Origin of the sequence: Metabacillus idriensis (genome assembly GCF_050483325.1) — a bacterium.
Classification (GTDB): domain Bacteria; phylum Bacillota; class Bacilli; order Bacillales; family Bacillaceae; genus Bacillus_P; species Bacillus_P idriensis_A.
The window spans coordinates 133,750-147,759 of sequence record NZ_JBCMYF010000033.1; the positions used below are offsets into that span (position 1 = coordinate 133,750).

The 14,010-nt window shown below is 40.7% G+C and carries 15 protein-coding genes and 1 pseudogene; 12 read left to right on the forward strand and 4 right to left on the reverse strand.

The window, feature by feature from the left end:
• The first annotated feature begins 10 nt into the window (after positions 1-10).
• From ABEQ24_RS19910 to ABEQ24_RS19925, 4 genes and pseudogenes are all read left to right on the forward strand, one after another.
• Positions 11-580, forward strand: a pseudogene (locus tag ABEQ24_RS19910) (nicotinate-nucleotide adenylyltransferase).
• Positions 570-1,148 carry a bis(5'-nucleosyl)-tetraphosphatase (symmetrical) YqeK gene (gene yqeK, locus ABEQ24_RS19915; protein ID WP_430008414.1) on the forward strand — a complete coding sequence of 193 codons (579 nt, stop codon included), beginning with the start codon at positions 570-572 and terminating at the stop codon, positions 1,146-1,148. The pseudogene ABEQ24_RS19910 and the gene yqeK overlap by 11 nt, the downstream one beginning before the upstream one ends.
• Entirely contained in the window at positions 1,145-1,501 is a 357-nt protein-coding gene (rsfS, locus tag ABEQ24_RS19920; protein ID WP_430008415.1) for a ribosome silencing factor, read from the forward strand. Before yqeK ends, rsfS begins: the two co-directional genes overlap by 4 nt.
• Positions 1,498-2,241 carry a class I SAM-dependent DNA methyltransferase gene (locus ABEQ24_RS19925; RefSeq protein ID WP_430008416.1) on the forward strand — a complete coding sequence of 248 codons (744 nt, stop codon included), beginning with the start codon at positions 1,498-1,500 and terminating at the stop codon, positions 2,239-2,241. The genes rsfS and ABEQ24_RS19925 overlap by 4 nt, the downstream gene beginning before the upstream one ends.
• A 77-nt stretch (positions 2,242-2,318) precedes the next feature.
• On the opposite strand, the gene comER is transcribed toward ABEQ24_RS19925, so the two are convergent.
• A complete protein-coding gene (gene comER / locus ABEQ24_RS19930; protein ID WP_430008417.1) occupies positions 2,319-3,143 on the reverse strand; it encodes a late competence protein ComER in 825 nt (274 codons plus the stop codon).
• 84 nt (positions 3,144-3,227) lie between these two features.
• Between comER and ABEQ24_RS19935 the strand changes: the two genes are divergently transcribed.
• The 3 genes from ABEQ24_RS19935 (at position 3,228) to ABEQ24_RS19945 (ending at position 6,812) form a co-directional block, all read left to right on the forward strand.
• Positions 3,228-3,854 (forward strand): helix-hairpin-helix domain-containing protein, encoded by a 627-nt coding sequence (locus ABEQ24_RS19935; RefSeq protein WP_430008418.1) that lies wholly within the window; start codon positions 3,228-3,230, stop codon positions 3,852-3,854.
• A 71-nt stretch (positions 3,855-3,925) separates the two neighbouring features.
• Positions 3,926-4,474: a ComE operon protein 2 gene (locus tag ABEQ24_RS19940; RefSeq protein WP_430008419.1), complete on the forward strand. Its 549-nt coding sequence runs from the start codon at positions 3,926-3,928 to the stop codon at positions 4,472-4,474.
• A 7-nt stretch (positions 4,475-4,481) separates the two neighbouring features.
• The gene (locus ABEQ24_RS19945; RefSeq protein WP_430008420.1) at positions 4,482-6,812 is read left to right on the forward strand and encodes a DNA internalization-related competence protein ComEC/Rec2; all 2,331 of its coding nucleotides are present in this window, start codon (positions 4,482-4,484) and stop codon (positions 6,810-6,812) included.
• 49 nt (positions 6,813-6,861) lie between these two features.
• On the opposite strand, the gene ABEQ24_RS19950 is transcribed toward ABEQ24_RS19945, so the two are convergent.
• Complete coding sequence (locus ABEQ24_RS19950; RefSeq protein WP_070874390.1) at positions 6,862-6,996, reverse strand: YqzM family protein; 135 nt, start codon at positions 6,994-6,996, stop codon at positions 6,862-6,864.
• A 302-nt stretch (positions 6,997-7,298) separates the two neighbouring features.
• Here ABEQ24_RS19950 and holA point away from each other — a divergent pair, with 302 nt between their 5' ends.
• Positions 7,299-8,315: a DNA polymerase III subunit delta gene (gene holA, locus ABEQ24_RS19955; RefSeq protein ID WP_430008421.1), complete on the forward strand. Its 1,017-nt coding sequence runs from the start codon at positions 7,299-7,301 to the stop codon at positions 8,313-8,315.
• A 43-nt stretch (positions 8,316-8,358) separates the two neighbouring features.
• Here the strand turns inward: holA and rpsT are convergent, their stop codons facing one another.
• The gene (gene rpsT / locus ABEQ24_RS19960) at positions 8,359-8,625 is read right to left on the reverse strand and encodes a 30S ribosomal protein S20 (RefSeq protein ID WP_070874389.1); all 267 of its coding nucleotides are present in this window, start codon (positions 8,623-8,625) and stop codon (positions 8,359-8,361) included.
• A 209-nt stretch (positions 8,626-8,834) separates the two neighbouring features.
• Here rpsT and gpr point away from each other — a divergent pair, with 209 nt between their 5' ends.
• The 3 genes from gpr to ABEQ24_RS19975 all read left to right on the forward strand — a co-directional run bounded on the left by gpr (position 8,835) and on the right by ABEQ24_RS19975 (position 11,584).
• Entirely contained in the window at positions 8,835-9,953 is a 1,119-nt protein-coding gene (gpr, locus tag ABEQ24_RS19965) for a GPR endopeptidase (RefSeq protein ID WP_430008422.1), read from the forward strand.
• A gap of 65 nt (positions 9,954-10,018) precedes the next feature.
• Complete coding sequence (gene spoIIP, locus ABEQ24_RS19970; protein WP_430008423.1) at positions 10,019-11,215, forward strand: stage II sporulation protein P; 1,197 nt, start codon at positions 10,019-10,021, stop codon at positions 11,213-11,215.
• Positions 11,216-11,242: 27 nt separating this feature from the next.
• Complete coding sequence (locus ABEQ24_RS19975; RefSeq protein ID WP_430008424.1) at positions 11,243-11,584, forward strand: YqxA family protein; 342 nt, start codon at positions 11,243-11,245, stop codon at positions 11,582-11,584.
• 107 nt (positions 11,585-11,691) lie between these two features.
• Here ABEQ24_RS19975 and ABEQ24_RS19980 read toward each other — a convergent pair whose 3' ends face one another.
• Complete coding sequence (locus ABEQ24_RS19980; RefSeq protein WP_430008425.1) at positions 11,692-11,910, reverse strand: hypothetical protein; 219 nt, start codon at positions 11,908-11,910, stop codon at positions 11,692-11,694.
• Positions 11,911-12,093: 183 nt separating this feature from the next.
• Here ABEQ24_RS19980 and lepA point away from each other — a divergent pair, with 183 nt between their 5' ends.
• Entirely contained in the window at positions 12,094-13,920 is a 1,827-nt protein-coding gene (gene lepA / locus ABEQ24_RS19985; protein WP_430008426.1) for a translation elongation factor 4, read from the forward strand.
• The last annotated feature ends 90 nt before the right edge of the window (positions 13,921-14,010 follow it).

Consider the following 14,010-nt stretch of genomic DNA (forward strand, 5'->3'; position numbering starts at 1 on the left):
GGCTGAGAAGATGAAGAAAATCGGAATATTTGGAGGCACATTTGATCCTCCTCATTTTGGACATTTATTAATGGCAAATGAAGTATTGCATTCTCTTCATCTTCATGAAATTTGGTTTATGCCAAACCAAAATCCGCCGCATAAGGACAAGGAAGCCATAACAGACAGCATACACAGGCTCCATATGCTGTAGCTGTGTACTGAAAAGCAGCCGGGATTTAAGGTTCAGAGCATTGAATTTGAGAGAAACGGTCCTTCATACACCTACGATACAATTACATTGCTGAAAAACCATTTTCCAGACTGCTCGTTTTACTTTATTATTGGAGCAGACATGATTGAATTTTTGCCCAAATGGCATAAAATTGATCAGCTGATTGAACTCGTTCAATTTGTAGGCGTTAAACGTACAGGCTTTGAATCAGATACAGAATATCCAGTCATTGAAGTTGATGCGCCAATTTTTGAAGTATCTTCAACTATGCTTAGAGAGCGGATAAGACTTGGCCATTCAACAGATTATTTACTGCCGGATGAAGTGAGAGGCTATATTGAGGAGAATCACTTATATGGAACGTGATAAAGCTTTAGCTTTAGTGAAGGAACATTTAACAGATCACAGATATGAGCATACAATCGGGGTAATGGAAACGGCAATTGCACTTGCAAAACAATATGGAGCAAATGTGAAAAAAGCTGAGACAGCGGCCATTTTTCATGATTATGCAAAATTCCGCAGCAAAGATGAGATGAAACAAATCATTGTCGAGCAGAATATGACTAAGGAATTGTTAATTCACAGTCCGGAATTATGGCATGCTCCAGTAGGTGCTTTTCTTGTTGAAAAAGAAGCAGGCATAAATGATGCAGAGGTTTTGGATGCGATCCGTTATCATACTTCTGGGAGAGAAAATATGACCTTGCTTGATAAAGTAATTTATGTCGCGGATTACATTGAACCTGGAAGAATCTTTCCGGGTGCAGATGAAGTAAGAGAGCTTGCAAAGAATGATTTAAATAAAGCACTGATTGTGTCGATGAAAAATACGATTTTATTTTTGCTGAAAAAAAATCAGGCAATCTATCCAGAGACTCTGCAATCTTACAATTTTTTGGTTTTTGAAGAAAAAGGAGGAACATTATATTGACTGGTAAAGAAACGTTGGCAATTGTAGCAAAAGCAGCAGATGACAAAAGAGGAGAAGATATCACAGCTCTGAAAATGGAAGGAATCTCATTAATCGCAGATTACTTCTTAATTTGTCACGGTAATTCAGATAAACAAGTACAGGCAATTGCAAGAGAGATGAAAGATCAGGCAGGACAAAACGGCATCGAGGTAAAGCGCCTGGAAGGATTTGATGAGGCACGCTGGGTGCTGATTGACATGGGTGATGTTGTGGCACACGTCTTCCATAAAGATGAGCGAAACTATTACAAGCTTGAAAAACTCTGGGGAGATGCTCCGTCTGAAAATCTGGAGAAAGTCCTTTCACAATGATTTATAAAGGGTTTGCCGAGATTTATGATGAACTGATGAAAGAGGCTCCTTATGCTCTTTGGACTGAATTCCTTCATGAAAGAATGGCTGAGTTTGGAAATGGCGGGAACTATGTCCTTGATTTAGGCTGCGGGACTGGAGAAATTTCCATCAGGCTGAAAAAAAGGGGATATCAAGTTACAGGGATGGACATCAGTGAAGAAATGCTGTCGATTGCCTTTCAGAAAACGGCAGCCGAGGGATTAACCATTCCATATTTTCAGCATGATATGAGGCTGCCCGGTGAGCTTGGCCAATTGTTTGACGGTATTTTTATCTGCTGTGATTCTCTAAATTACCTGGACACAGAGGACGATGTTCATGCAGCATTAAATGCTGCATTTGAACAGCTTGCTCCAGGCGGCCTCCTTGTTTTTGATGTACATTCCTTATTTAAAATACATGAAATATTCAATGAGGCTACATTTGCTGATAATAACGAAGAAGTAAGTTATATCTGGAACAGCTTTATTGGAGATGCACCTGACAGCATTGAACACGATTTGTCCTTTTTTGTAAAACGGGGTTCTATGTATGAGCGATTTGATGAATATCATACTCAAAGAACTTACTCTGTAAATCAATATGAAGAGATGCTTAAACAAGCAGGTTTTACGTTACTCGAGATAACGGCAGATTTTAAAAATCAGCCTCCAGAAACTGATTCTGAGAGAATCTTTTTTGTCGCTGTAAAGAAATAAAAACCATCGAATATATTTTTCGATGGTTTTTTTCATGAACGGAAGGAAAATAGAAACGGATGGAGAAATCTAATACATCACTCATATCTATCGAATTGTTCTTTTACCTCTCTTAGGTCCTCATTGTATTTCCTGTGAGTTCTCTGAAATAAGTGCTCAAACACCTCGCCGATTTCTGCTTCCATAACACTTATGCCTTCGCCGGTTACACCGCCTTTTACACACACCTTCTCCTGTAATGTCGGAAGTGTATACAGTTCGCTTTCGAGCAGCTTTCCAAGCCCAATGACCATTTCGCTCGTCAATTGAACAGCCTGATGTTTTGTGATTTCTGTCTCTCTGACTGCGGCATCAATAAACCTTTGAAGGAGATAGCTGAAAAATGCCGGGCCGCAGCTTACGATATCTGATGAAACTCTTGTTATGTGATCATCGATTGTAAAAGGATTTGAAATAGCCTGAAATAATTCTTCAATTGACTTCCGCATAAAGGGACTGCAGTTTCCGAAAGTAAGCAGCGACACACCTGATAAGGCCCGGTTTGTTATGCTTGGAATGGCACGGGCGACCTGGCAATTAACTATAGACTGAAGCTGCTCAACATTAATTGGACTTGTTATAGAGATGATGCACTGATCTTTTCGTAAATAGGGTGATAATTTTACTAAAAGGGGGTGAATGTCAAGCGGCTTCACACATATAAAAATAAGCTCAGTTTGCCGAGCGATTTCTTCAGGTGTTAGATATAAGTTGATTTTTGGATACTCTTTTTTTAGATTTGCCGCTTTCTCAAACGTTCGATTTGTAATATGAATGGCTGAGGGCTTAAGTGCATTCGATTCAATAAACGCTTCAATCAATATTTTCCCCATATTCCCTGTTCCAATAAAGCCTGCGTTCAATGTTTCATCCCCTCCTTTAACATACTTTCTCCTACACTTTATGAAAATAGATGAAAAAATATGAATCACTTGAAGGAGCAATGCATGGAAATTCTAAAAAAATATAAATATTTAATTGGTGTAATTGGAATTGCCGCAGCCTTCTTCCTGCATCAAACACAGCAAAATTCAATGACTGCAGAACAAAACCCTCAAATGAACGAAGATGAGGCTGCTTTATTAACCGGAAAGCATGATTTAAAAGAAGAGCCTGAAACAGGAGAGATTGAAGCACACCAGACCGTCATTGTTGATGTGAAGGGAGAGGTTCAAAAGCCTGGTGTATATGAAATGCAGTCCGGAGAAAGGTTTCATCATGTGATAGAAAAAGCAGGAGGGTTAACGAATGCCGCGGATGCTGTTCAAATCAATCTTGCAGCGCTCCTTGAGGATGGAATGGTTGTCTATATTCCAAAACAGGGTGAGACAGCAGAAGATTTAGTTCAGCAGCCTAAAGCAGCAGCTGATGCCGGAGAGCAGAAAGTCAATCTTAATAAAGCAACCGCAGAGGATCTTCAGACGCTTACAGGGATTGGACCTGCGAAGGCGGAAGCGATTCTTTCATACCGGGAAGAAGCGGGCGGGTTCAAAACAATAGAGGATCTAATGAACGTTTCAGGGATAGGTGAAAAATCATTCGAAAAATTAAAAGACAATATTTCAGTAAAATGAATTGACGGGCTTTTCCTACTATCTATACACTAAAGGAAGAGCTGCAGCTACTTCTACAAATGGGGGATAACATGAACAGAATTTCCTGGAATCAGTATTTTATGGCGCAAAGTCATCTGCTTGCTCTTAGAAGCACATGTACTCGCCTTGCAGTAGGAGCAACAATTGTAAGAGACAAACGCATCATAGCCGGAGGGTATAACGGTTCAATTGCAGGAGGCGTCCATTGTATAGATGAGGGATGCTATGTCATCGATAATCACTGTGTCAGAACCATTCATGCAGAAATGAATGCTCTGCTGCAATGTGCTAAATTTGGCGTGCCGACTGCAGGCGCAGAAATATATGTGACACATTTTCCTTGTCTGCAATGCTGCAAAGCCCTTATTCAAAGCGGAATCAAAAAGGTCTATTTTGCACAAAGCTACAAAAATCATCCGTATGCAGCGGAGCTGTTTGAACAAGCGGGTGTTCATGTAGAGCAAGTTGAGGCGGAAGCAGACACTTTTACTTCTGAACAGAAAAAATTCATCTGCGAGCTGCTTGAAAAAGTAGAGGATGACCAAGAACGCATCTCGCTTTTAGAAAAAGCAAATAAGCTGTTCAAAAGCAGCGTATAATTTCAGCATGTCTAAAATAAGCTATCAAGGAAAGCTCATCTATTTTGCGGCAGCAGCCGGTTTAGCCGTTGCTGCTGCAAAATTTCCATTTTATACGTCCTCCTTCATCATTCTTCTCTTTTGTGCCTATCTCCTTTTCCGAAAAAAAATGACTTTGCTCATTGGCTGTATGGCCATTTTTCTTCTCTTCTTTTTTCATTTCCATGCAGTAGAAAAAAATAATGCATCGAGGTTTAATGAGGGCAGACATACTGTTCAGGGGAAATTCGCTGATTTTCCTGAAATAGACGGCAATCATATGAAGGGTGTAATTATTGTTAATCAAGAGAAAATAAGTGCCGTGTACTATTTCCGTTCAGAGGAAGAGAAAGATAGGTACAGGCTATTGCAGATCAGCACAACTTGTACTTTTACAGGGGAATTAACGCCCCCTAAACATGCAACAAACCCAAATGCTTTTGATTACGCAGATTACCTTAAAAACAATCGGATTCATTGGATTCTAGAGGCCGATTCTATTGAGCAATGCAGGAAAGGTAATCAAACGGTGTCTGAAAAACTGAAAGAATACAGACAAGCTGGCATCCTGTTTATTTCTAAAGTATTTCCAGAGGAATCCCGGGGAATTGTGCAGGCGCTTCTTTACGGGGAACGTGCTCATATTTCCGAAGAAATCAATAAGGCATATCAGGAGCTTGGCATCATTCATTTACTTGCAATTTCCGGTCTTCATGTCGGGATTTTAGTTTCCGGGCTATACTTTATCTTGATCAGGTCAGGATTGACACATGAAAAAACAAAACTTCTTTTAATCCTCTCATTGCCCGTTTATTGCATACTCGCTGGAGGAGCGCCTTCCGTTCTCAGGGCTGCAGGGATGAGCATGCTTTATCTGGCATCCAAACAATTGAAGCTGCAGCTCTCCACAATTGATGTTATCTCCATTGCGTTTCTTATTTTGCTTTTTGCCGATCCATATTATTTATTTAATGTTGGCTTTCAATTATCCTTTTCAGTGAGTATGGCTCTTATTCTGTCAGCCAGGGCTTTTTCAAAAATGCCTAACCGCATTTATCAGCTGGTTGCCGTATCATCAGTTGCCCAGCTCGCATCCCTTCCGGTCATTTTGTACAGTTTTTATCAAATCTCCCTGTTAAGTCTTCCGATGAATTTACTGTTTGTGCCTTTTTATTCCGTGGTAATTCTTCCTTTATCACTTGTATCAGTGATTACGATGATTGCTTTTCCGCCATTAGGATCATTCCTCATCGCTTTAACGGACTTTTTGCTGCAAATCAGCAATGATCTAGTGCTGTTTATCAACAGCCTGCCTTCATTTATGCTTCTATTTGGCAAACCATCTTTTTTCTTTCTGTTTCTGTTTCCATTGTTCTTATGTCAGGCTTTTATCGCATATGAGAAATCCAATCGATTAAAAGAAATGAGGATTTTCGTTTCATTCCTTGCGCTTCTGCTTATCTATCAGCATGAATCAGAGTATTTTGTTCAAACAGGTGAGATTGTGATGCTTGATGTTGGACAGGGTGATGCCATTTACCTCTCTGCACCGCATAATCAGGGGACATACTTAATCGATACTGGCGGTATGCTGACATTTAATCAGGAAAAATGGAAAGAAAAAAGCAGTTCTTATTCAATTGCTGAAGATACACTTATTCCTTTTTTAAAATCAAAAGGCAAAAGAACCCTGGATAAACTGATTCTGACTCATGGAGATGCTGACCACGCTGGGGAGGTCATCGATCTTCTTGATGAAATCCGTGTCTTAGAGCTGATCGTGCCATATGGTTTTTTGAGAGGGGAATTTGAGCAGGAAATCATTGATAAAGCGAAAAGGACAGGGACGGAGGTTTCTGTTTTAAAAAGCGGGGACGCTGTAACTGACGATTTTTTCAAATTGCACATTTTATCTCCAATCAAGTTAACAGACAGTGAAAATGACGATTCACTAGTTATATTTGCAAAGATTGGAGGGTTGAAATGGCTGTTTACGGGTGATTTAGAGCATGAAGGAGAAAAGCGCATCCTTGAAAAATACACAGGACTGAAAGCCGACGTATTAAAGGTTGGTCATCATGGAAGCAAAGGTTCTACATCCGAATCGTTTTTAAAGCAGCTTCAGCCGGAGTTTGCTTTCATTTCAGCAGGGGAGAACAACCGTTACAACCATCCTCATGATGAAGTCCTTCAGCTATTGAAGAAATATGATGTGTCAGAACTTCAAACAAAAAGGGATGGTTCGATTACTTATAAATTTCATGGTGACAGTGGAACGTTTTCCGTGCAGCCTCCATACGATAGCGTATCAGATAAATGATTTATGAAAATGAAAAAGAGACTGCTCTGCAGTCTCTATGTAAGGGTTGTCATGAACCAATTAACTTAATAACTGTTGCCAATACGAAAATAGTGGCAAAGAACCCGAATGAAACGATAAATCCTACTCCCGAGTCTACTGCATCGTTGCGTTTGCTTTGAACATTCTTTTCAAATTCATTCACAATTTACCCCTCCTATATGCCTTATAGTATAAGCCAAATCATACAAAAAATCTATCATTTTCCAATACGGGTTTTGACAACACTTTACACCTATAGAAACCCATCTGCGTGAGAAAAATAATGACAACATATCGATCGCTTGCCTGCACATGTATCCTGGGACATGGGCGGCGGCGTTTATATATAGGGGAACCGGCTAAGCCTGTTCCCTGTTCATTTTGCCCCATTTGCAAAATCCGTACTTGCTAAACAGGCAGGGGACCGATAGGATTAGAAAAGAATGATTGAAACTGGGTGATAAAATGATATCAAACGTCTGGAAAGATTTGAAAAATAAACAGCTTAAGCCCGTTTACCTGCTTCTTGGAAAGGAATCTTATCTTATTCAGGAAACCGTTCAGCGGATTATTGAAGCTGCTTTGGATCCGTCTGAAATGGATTTTAACCTTGCGCAGTATGACTTGACTGAAACAGCACTGGAAGCTGCTGTTGAAGATGCAGAAACACTGCCTTTCTTAGGTGAAAAAAGAGTGGTTATTCTTAAGCATCCTCACTTTTTAACAAGTGAAAAGAAGAAAGAAAAGATTGAACACCGCATTGAAAAATTAGAGGAGTATTTGAAAAGTCCCGCTCCCTATACTATTTTGGTTATTGTAGCACCTTACGAAAAGCTGGATGAACGAAAAAAAATCACTAAAGCAGTAAAAAAAATGTCTGAAACAGTTGAAATGAATGGCTTGTCTGAGCTTGAAACAAAAAAGTGGATGAAAGAACTCGCAGATGTAAATGCCATTGCACTTCAAGACTCAGCAAGAGATCAGCTATATATGCTGACAGCTGGAAATTTAATGGCCATTTCACAAGAAATAAACAAACTGAGTACATATGCGGGTGAAGGCGGAATGATAACGGAAGAGATTGTTTCTTCTCTTGTTTCAAGAACACTTGAGCAAAATATTTTCGAATTGATTGAGAAGGTTATCCGCAAAGACAGGACTCGTGCCATGCAGATTTTTTATGATCTGCTAAAAGCAAACGAGGAACCAATAAAGATTTTATCCTTGCTTATTAATCAGTTCAGACTGATTCTTCAAGTGAAAGAGCTTTCTGTTCTGGGATACGGACAACAGCAGATTGCAGGGAATTTAAAGGTGCATCCATTCAGGGTGAAGCTTGCCATGCAGCAGGCACAGCTTTTTCAAACGATGGAATTGACATCGATCATGAATCAGCTGGGTGACGCAGATTATGACATGAAAACCGGCAAAATGGATAAAAGACTCGCCGTGGAACTATTTTTGCTGCGCTTGTTCAAATAAAGCCCATAAAAAAAATCCTCTTCTCGGGAAGAGGATTTTTTTATTATGCTGAAAGACCGTTTACAGATTTCGTTAAACGAGATTTGTAACGAGCAGCAGCGTTTTTGTGGATTAAACCACTTTGAGCAGCTTTGTCAATTCTTTTAGAAGCTACAGCTAGTGCAGCTTTTGCATTGTCAGCATCGTTGTTAACAACTAGAGCTTCTACTCTTTTAATAGCAGTACGCATAGCAGATTTGATTGTTACATTGTGTGCATTGCGCTCAGCGTTAGTTTTTGTGCGTTTGATTGCAGATTTGATGTTTGGCATTCGTTTCACCTCCTAAAAAGCATTCGAGATCTATTATACTCGACATTTTCATCAATAATAAGAACAAGTGATATTTTATCAAACGGGCATATAGATTGCAATATAATTGTAAAGGAAATTATCACGGCTTATGACTGTCAAGAATGAAAGCTGGAAATTAAGGCAAAAATACAGAATAAGAAAGACTATGCAGCCAGGAGGTTATGACATTGAAAGAACCTTTAGATTTAAGTATGTATTCAGTCCGAACAGATTTGGCCATTGAAGCACGCGATTTGGCAGCTGAAACAAAAACGCCTGAGCCCGAAAAGAAATCACCCGAGATTGAAGGCGTAATTGTTAAAGAGCGGGATGATAATGGAGTGAAAATAACTTCTCTTCAAATTACCGAAAAGGGAGCAGAGCTTACCGGAAAAAAGCCGGGAAATTACTTGACCCTTGAAGTACAGGGAATCCGCCAAAAAGATACCGCCCTGCAAAATCAGGTTGTTGATGTTTTTGCAAAAGAATTCAGCAGTTTTATGGATGGTTTGAAGATTCCAAAGGATGCAAGCTGCCTTGTAGTGGGTCTTGGCAACTGGAATGTGACCCCAGATTCGCTTGGCCCCCGTGTTGTAGAAAACCTTCTTGTTACACGTCATTTATTTCAGCTTCAGCCTGAAAATGTGCAGGAAGGCTTCAGACCAGTGAGCGCGATATCACCTGGGGTAATGGGGATTACAGGAATTGAAACAAGCGATATTATTACCGGCATTATTGAAAAAAGCAATCCTGATTTTGTCATTGCCATTGATGCGCTTGCTGCAAGATCGATTGAGCGTGTAAATACGACCATTCAAATTTCAGATACAGGTATTCATCCGGGATCTGGCGTAGGAAATAAACGCAAAGAGTTAAGCATGGACACCCTGGGCATACCTGTTATTGCACTTGGCATTCCGACAGTGGTGGATGCTGTTTCAATCACAAGCGATACGATTGATTTTATCTTAAAGCACTTCGGAAGAGAGATGAAGGAGGGAGACCGTCCTTCTAAGTCGCTCACTCCGGCAGGGATGTCATTTGGAAAAAAGAGAGTTCTCACCGATGAGGATCTTCCTTCTGATGAACATAAACAGCAATTTCTCGGTATCATCGGAACTCTTGAAGATGAAGAAAAAAGAAGGCTGATCCACGAAGTCCTCTCTCCGCTTGGACACAATTTGATGGTGACTCCAAAGGAAGTCGATACCTTTATTGAAGACATGGCAACAGTGGTAGCGAATGGACTGAATGAGGCACTTCATCAACAGGTGGACAGCAGCAACGCGAGATCATATACGCATTAAAAATCAGTCTACTTTCTCCTGCTTCTGCATATAGTTAAGCAGGCAAGCTTTGAAGGAGGAAGAAGATGAAGCATTCTCGAACTAATCGCGGAATCATAGTCACTTTGAATGGGACAAGCTTAAAAAAAGGATTTGCACTCGGCTTTATCGGGTTTATGCTCGTATTTTTACTTTCAGGCGCGCTGACTTCCCTAAAGCCTGAATATAGAATCACTTCAAAATCAATTAATGAATTAACAAATAATATAACCGGCAATTCTTTTATTCATCTGCTTGGTTTTGAAAATCGCTATTTTATTCAGGATCTGCCTGAAGAATCTAAACCGCCGAGTGTATCATCGCTATTTTTCAAAGCGGCAACAAGCATCAATCCGGAAGATCCCCGAAGTCTGCTTGGAAGAGAGCTTCCTGGATTCACCCTATTTGACAGCGAAATTGTCGTTGCTGGAGAAGGAACAGATTATACAACAATGCCAATTGAATCTCCGCCGCCGACAGAGGTGCTTTTAGAGGAGCGTGAAGCCTCAATCGCTGACTTGGAAGGTGCGGATGATCAGACGGATCAGTCAAAAACACCGCCAATTGCGACAACAGGTGAACGAAAAGTGGTTTACATTTACCATACACATACAACAGAATCCTATTTGCCTATGCTGAAGAATGTCAAAAATGCAAACAGTGCTTATCATTCTGAAGCAAACGTAACACTTATAGGAGACAGACTCGGAAAAGCACTTGAAGATAAAGGGATCGGAACAAACGTAGATAAAACCAACTTTATGAAAAAACTGAATGAAAAGGGCTGGTCTTTTGGAAAAGCCTATACGATGTCCCGGCCAACGGTTGAAACAGCAATGGCGGGAAATAAAGAGATTCAGTATGTCATTGATATACACCGTGATTCACAGCCTTATAAAATAACAACCGCAGATATTAACGGGAAGAAATATGCCAAGGTTGCATTCGTCATAGGAGGGAAAAATCCTCTTCATGATAAAAACAAGCAACTGGCATCCGACCTCCATATAAAAATTGAAGCTAAATACCCGGGGCTGAGCAGGGGTGTGTTCCTTAAAGATACTCCTGGTTCAAACAGCCTGTATAATCAGGATCTTACAGAAAATGCGATGCTGATTGAATTCGGCGGCATCGATAACAACCTTGAGGAACTTAACCGCACAGCAGATGCAGTGGCAGATATTTTCAGTGAGTATTACTGGCAGGCTGAAAAAGTAAATGCTGCAGCTCCTGAAAAAAAATAAGATAAATTCAGATTAGAGGGAAGTATGATGATGAAATTCATGCTGAAGTGCTTTGTCCTATGCTCAATATTACTGCTTGGTGTGCTGTTTGGCATGCAGCAGGCCAATCAGGGTCTCGTAAAATTGAAAGGATACGAAGACCCCGATTTGAGCAGCGCTTTTGAAGTGAAAAATGATTCATCAGGAGAACTGGAAGCTTCCGTATTAGGCGTCAGCCATAATCTCGAAGAAAAACAGGAAAAGCTTGAGGAGATGGAGGCGTTCAACTTCTTTTCACAGATGGGAAAAAAATTTGCCGCGCTGGCAAGTGCAGTCATAACTGGTTTTATTACTTTTTTGGCAAGTCTGGTTGAAAGCCTGTTTCACTAAATGGAAGATTGAATAGGATGGAGGGAAGCGCAAGGGAGGCTTTCCTCTTTTTTGTGAGGTGCTGAATCCCTTATCTGTCTGCATGCACTAACTGGGCAATATCGCTTTTATAGTGTCATGCTCAGCCTGCTAGTCTTCGGCCAGAACAAAAATTCTCCAATTAAATTGGAAACCCCATGAATTAATTCGGAAACCCCTCCAATTAAATTGGAAACCCCTCCAATTAATTCGGAAACCCCTCCAATTAAATTGGAAACCCCATGAATTCGGTATTGACTGCTCGGCCTGTACAGGCGGTTCCGCTTTTCGGTGCTGTCCAGCTCCACCGCCCAACTCCTCGGCCAGAACGGATCCGCCAGTAAAGGCAAAAAGCGCCTTTTCTGGCGGATCCTTATCTGTCTGTCGGAGCTAAACGGGCGGTTCCGCTTTTCGGTGTTGAATGTTACTCTCCCTATTGATATAATTAAATTTAGTGCATTGGCCAGTTTAGTAGGAGTGATAGAACGATTATGAAGAATAAAGAAGATAAATTAAAGAGACAGTCCAAGATACGCAATTTCTCGATTATTGCCCATATTGATCATGGGAAGTCAACGCTTGCGGACAGAATTCTTGAAAAAACGTCAGCGTTAACACAAAGAGAAATGAAAAATCAGCTTCTTGACTCAATGGATCTTGAGAGAGAACGCGGAATAACAATTAAATTAAATGCCGTACAATTAAAATATAAAGCAAAAGATGGAGAAGAATATATTTTCCATTTGATTGATACACCGGGACATGTCGATTTTACATACGAGGTTTCCCGCAGTCTGGCTGCATGTGAAGGAGCGGTGCTGGTTGTTGATGCTGCTCAGGGAATTGAAGCTCAAACTCTTGCGAATGTCTACTTGGCTCTTGATAATGATCTGGAAATTCTTCCGATTATCAACAAGATAGACCTTCCAAGCGCTGATCCCGAACGTGTCCGCCAGGAAATTGAAGATGTAATCGGTCTTGATGCTTCAGAAGCTGTCCTTGCTTCTGCTAAAGCTGGCATCGGAATTGAAGAAATATTGGAACAGGTAGTTGAAAAAGTGCCTGCACCACAAGGTGATCCTGATGCGCCCCTAAAAGCGCTTATTTTTGACTCATTATATGACGCATACCGCGGTGTTGTGGCATATATTCGTGTGGTAGAGGGAACAGTTAAAGTCGGCCAGAAAATCAAGATGATGGCAACGGGCAAGGAATTTGAAGTAACAGAGGTCGGTGTATTCACACCAAAAGCTCTATTGCTTGATGAATTAAATGTAGGCGATGTCGGATTCTTAACAGCTGCCATTAAAAATGTTGGCGATACAAGAGTAGGCGACACGATTACGGACGCTAAAAATGGTGCAACCGAGGCGCTTCCAGGCTACCGTAAATTAAATCCGATGGTTTATTGCGGCCTGTATCCAATTGATACGGCTAGATACAACGATCTCCGCGAGGCTTTAGAAAGATTGGAACTGAATGATTCGGCGCTTCAATATGAACCGGAAACATCTCAGGCTCTTGGCTTTGGATTCCGCTGCGGATTCCTTGGACTTCTGCATATGGAAATTATCCAGGAACGGATTGAACGTGAATTTAAAATTGATTTAATTACAACTGCACCAAGTGTAATTTATAATGTCTTTTTGACAGATGGCAGCGAAGTCCGGATTGACAACCCATCCAATCTTCCTGATCCTCAAAAGATTGACCGGATTGAAGAGCCATATGTGAAAGCGACCGTAATGGTACCAAACGATTATGTCGGTGCTGTCATGGAGCTCTGCCAGAATAAACGCGGCAACTTTATCGATATGCAATATTTAGATGAAAACAGAGTCAGCATCGTTTATGAACTTCCATTATCGGAAATCGTTTATGATTTCTTTGACCAATTAAAATCAAACACAAAAGGGTATGCGTCATTTGATTACGAGCTGATCGGCTATAAAACGTCCCAGCTTGTGAAAATGGATATCCTGCTTAACAATGAGAAAATTGATGCCCTGTCATTTATCGTTCATAGAGATTCAGCCTATGACCGCGGTAAAATCATTGTAGAGAAATTAAAAGAACTGATTCCGCGCCAGCAATTCGAGGTGCCGATTCAGGCGGCGATCGGACAAAAAGTGGTTGCCCGTTCGACAATCAAAGCAATGCGCAAAAACGTCCTTGCCAAATGCTACGGAGGAGACATTTCCCGTAAACGGAAACTTCTTGAGAAGCAAAAAGAAGGGAAGAAACGCATGAAAACGGTTGGTTCTGTAGAAGTTCCTCAAGAAGCCTTCATGGCTGTTCTGAAAATGGACGATAACTAATTCCAATTATTTTCATTCAAGCAAAAATTATGATAACGTAAGAAAAAACATTTGCCGCAGTCAACGTACTGCGGCTTCTTTATTAGAAGG

Excerpts from the sequence above, each read along its gene's own strand:
- lepA (WP_430008426.1), top strand. The coding sequence starts at position 12,094 with ATGAAGAATAAAGAAGATAAATTAAAGAGACAGTCCAAGATACGCAAT.
- rpsT (WP_070874389.1), bottom strand. The coding sequence starts at position 8,625 with ATGCCAAACATCAAATCTGCAATCAAACGCACAAAAACTAACGCTGAG.
- ABEQ24_RS19925 (WP_430008416.1), top strand. The coding sequence starts at position 1,498 with ATGATTTATAAAGGGTTTGCCGAGATTTATGATGAACTGATGAAAGAG.
- yqeK (WP_430008414.1), top strand. The coding sequence starts at position 570 with ATGGAACGTGATAAAGCTTTAGCTTTAGTGAAGGAACATTTAACAGAT.
- ABEQ24_RS19935 (WP_430008418.1), top strand. The coding sequence starts at position 3,228 with ATGGAAATTCTAAAAAAATATAAATATTTAATTGGTGTAATTGGAATT.
- holA (WP_430008421.1), top strand. The coding sequence starts at position 7,299 with ATGATATCAAACGTCTGGAAAGATTTGAAAAATAAACAGCTTAAGCCC.
- ABEQ24_RS19945 (WP_430008420.1), top strand. The coding sequence starts at position 4,482 with ATGTCTAAAATAAGCTATCAAGGAAAGCTCATCTATTTTGCGGCAGCA.
- ABEQ24_RS19940 (WP_430008419.1), top strand. The coding sequence starts at position 3,926 with ATGAACAGAATTTCCTGGAATCAGTATTTTATGGCGCAAAGTCATCTG.
- ABEQ24_RS19975 (WP_430008424.1), top strand. The coding sequence starts at position 11,243 with ATGATGAAATTCATGCTGAAGTGCTTTGTCCTATGCTCAATATTACTG.
- spoIIP (WP_430008423.1), top strand. The coding sequence starts at position 10,019 with ATGAAGCATTCTCGAACTAATCGCGGAATCATAGTCACTTTGAATGGG.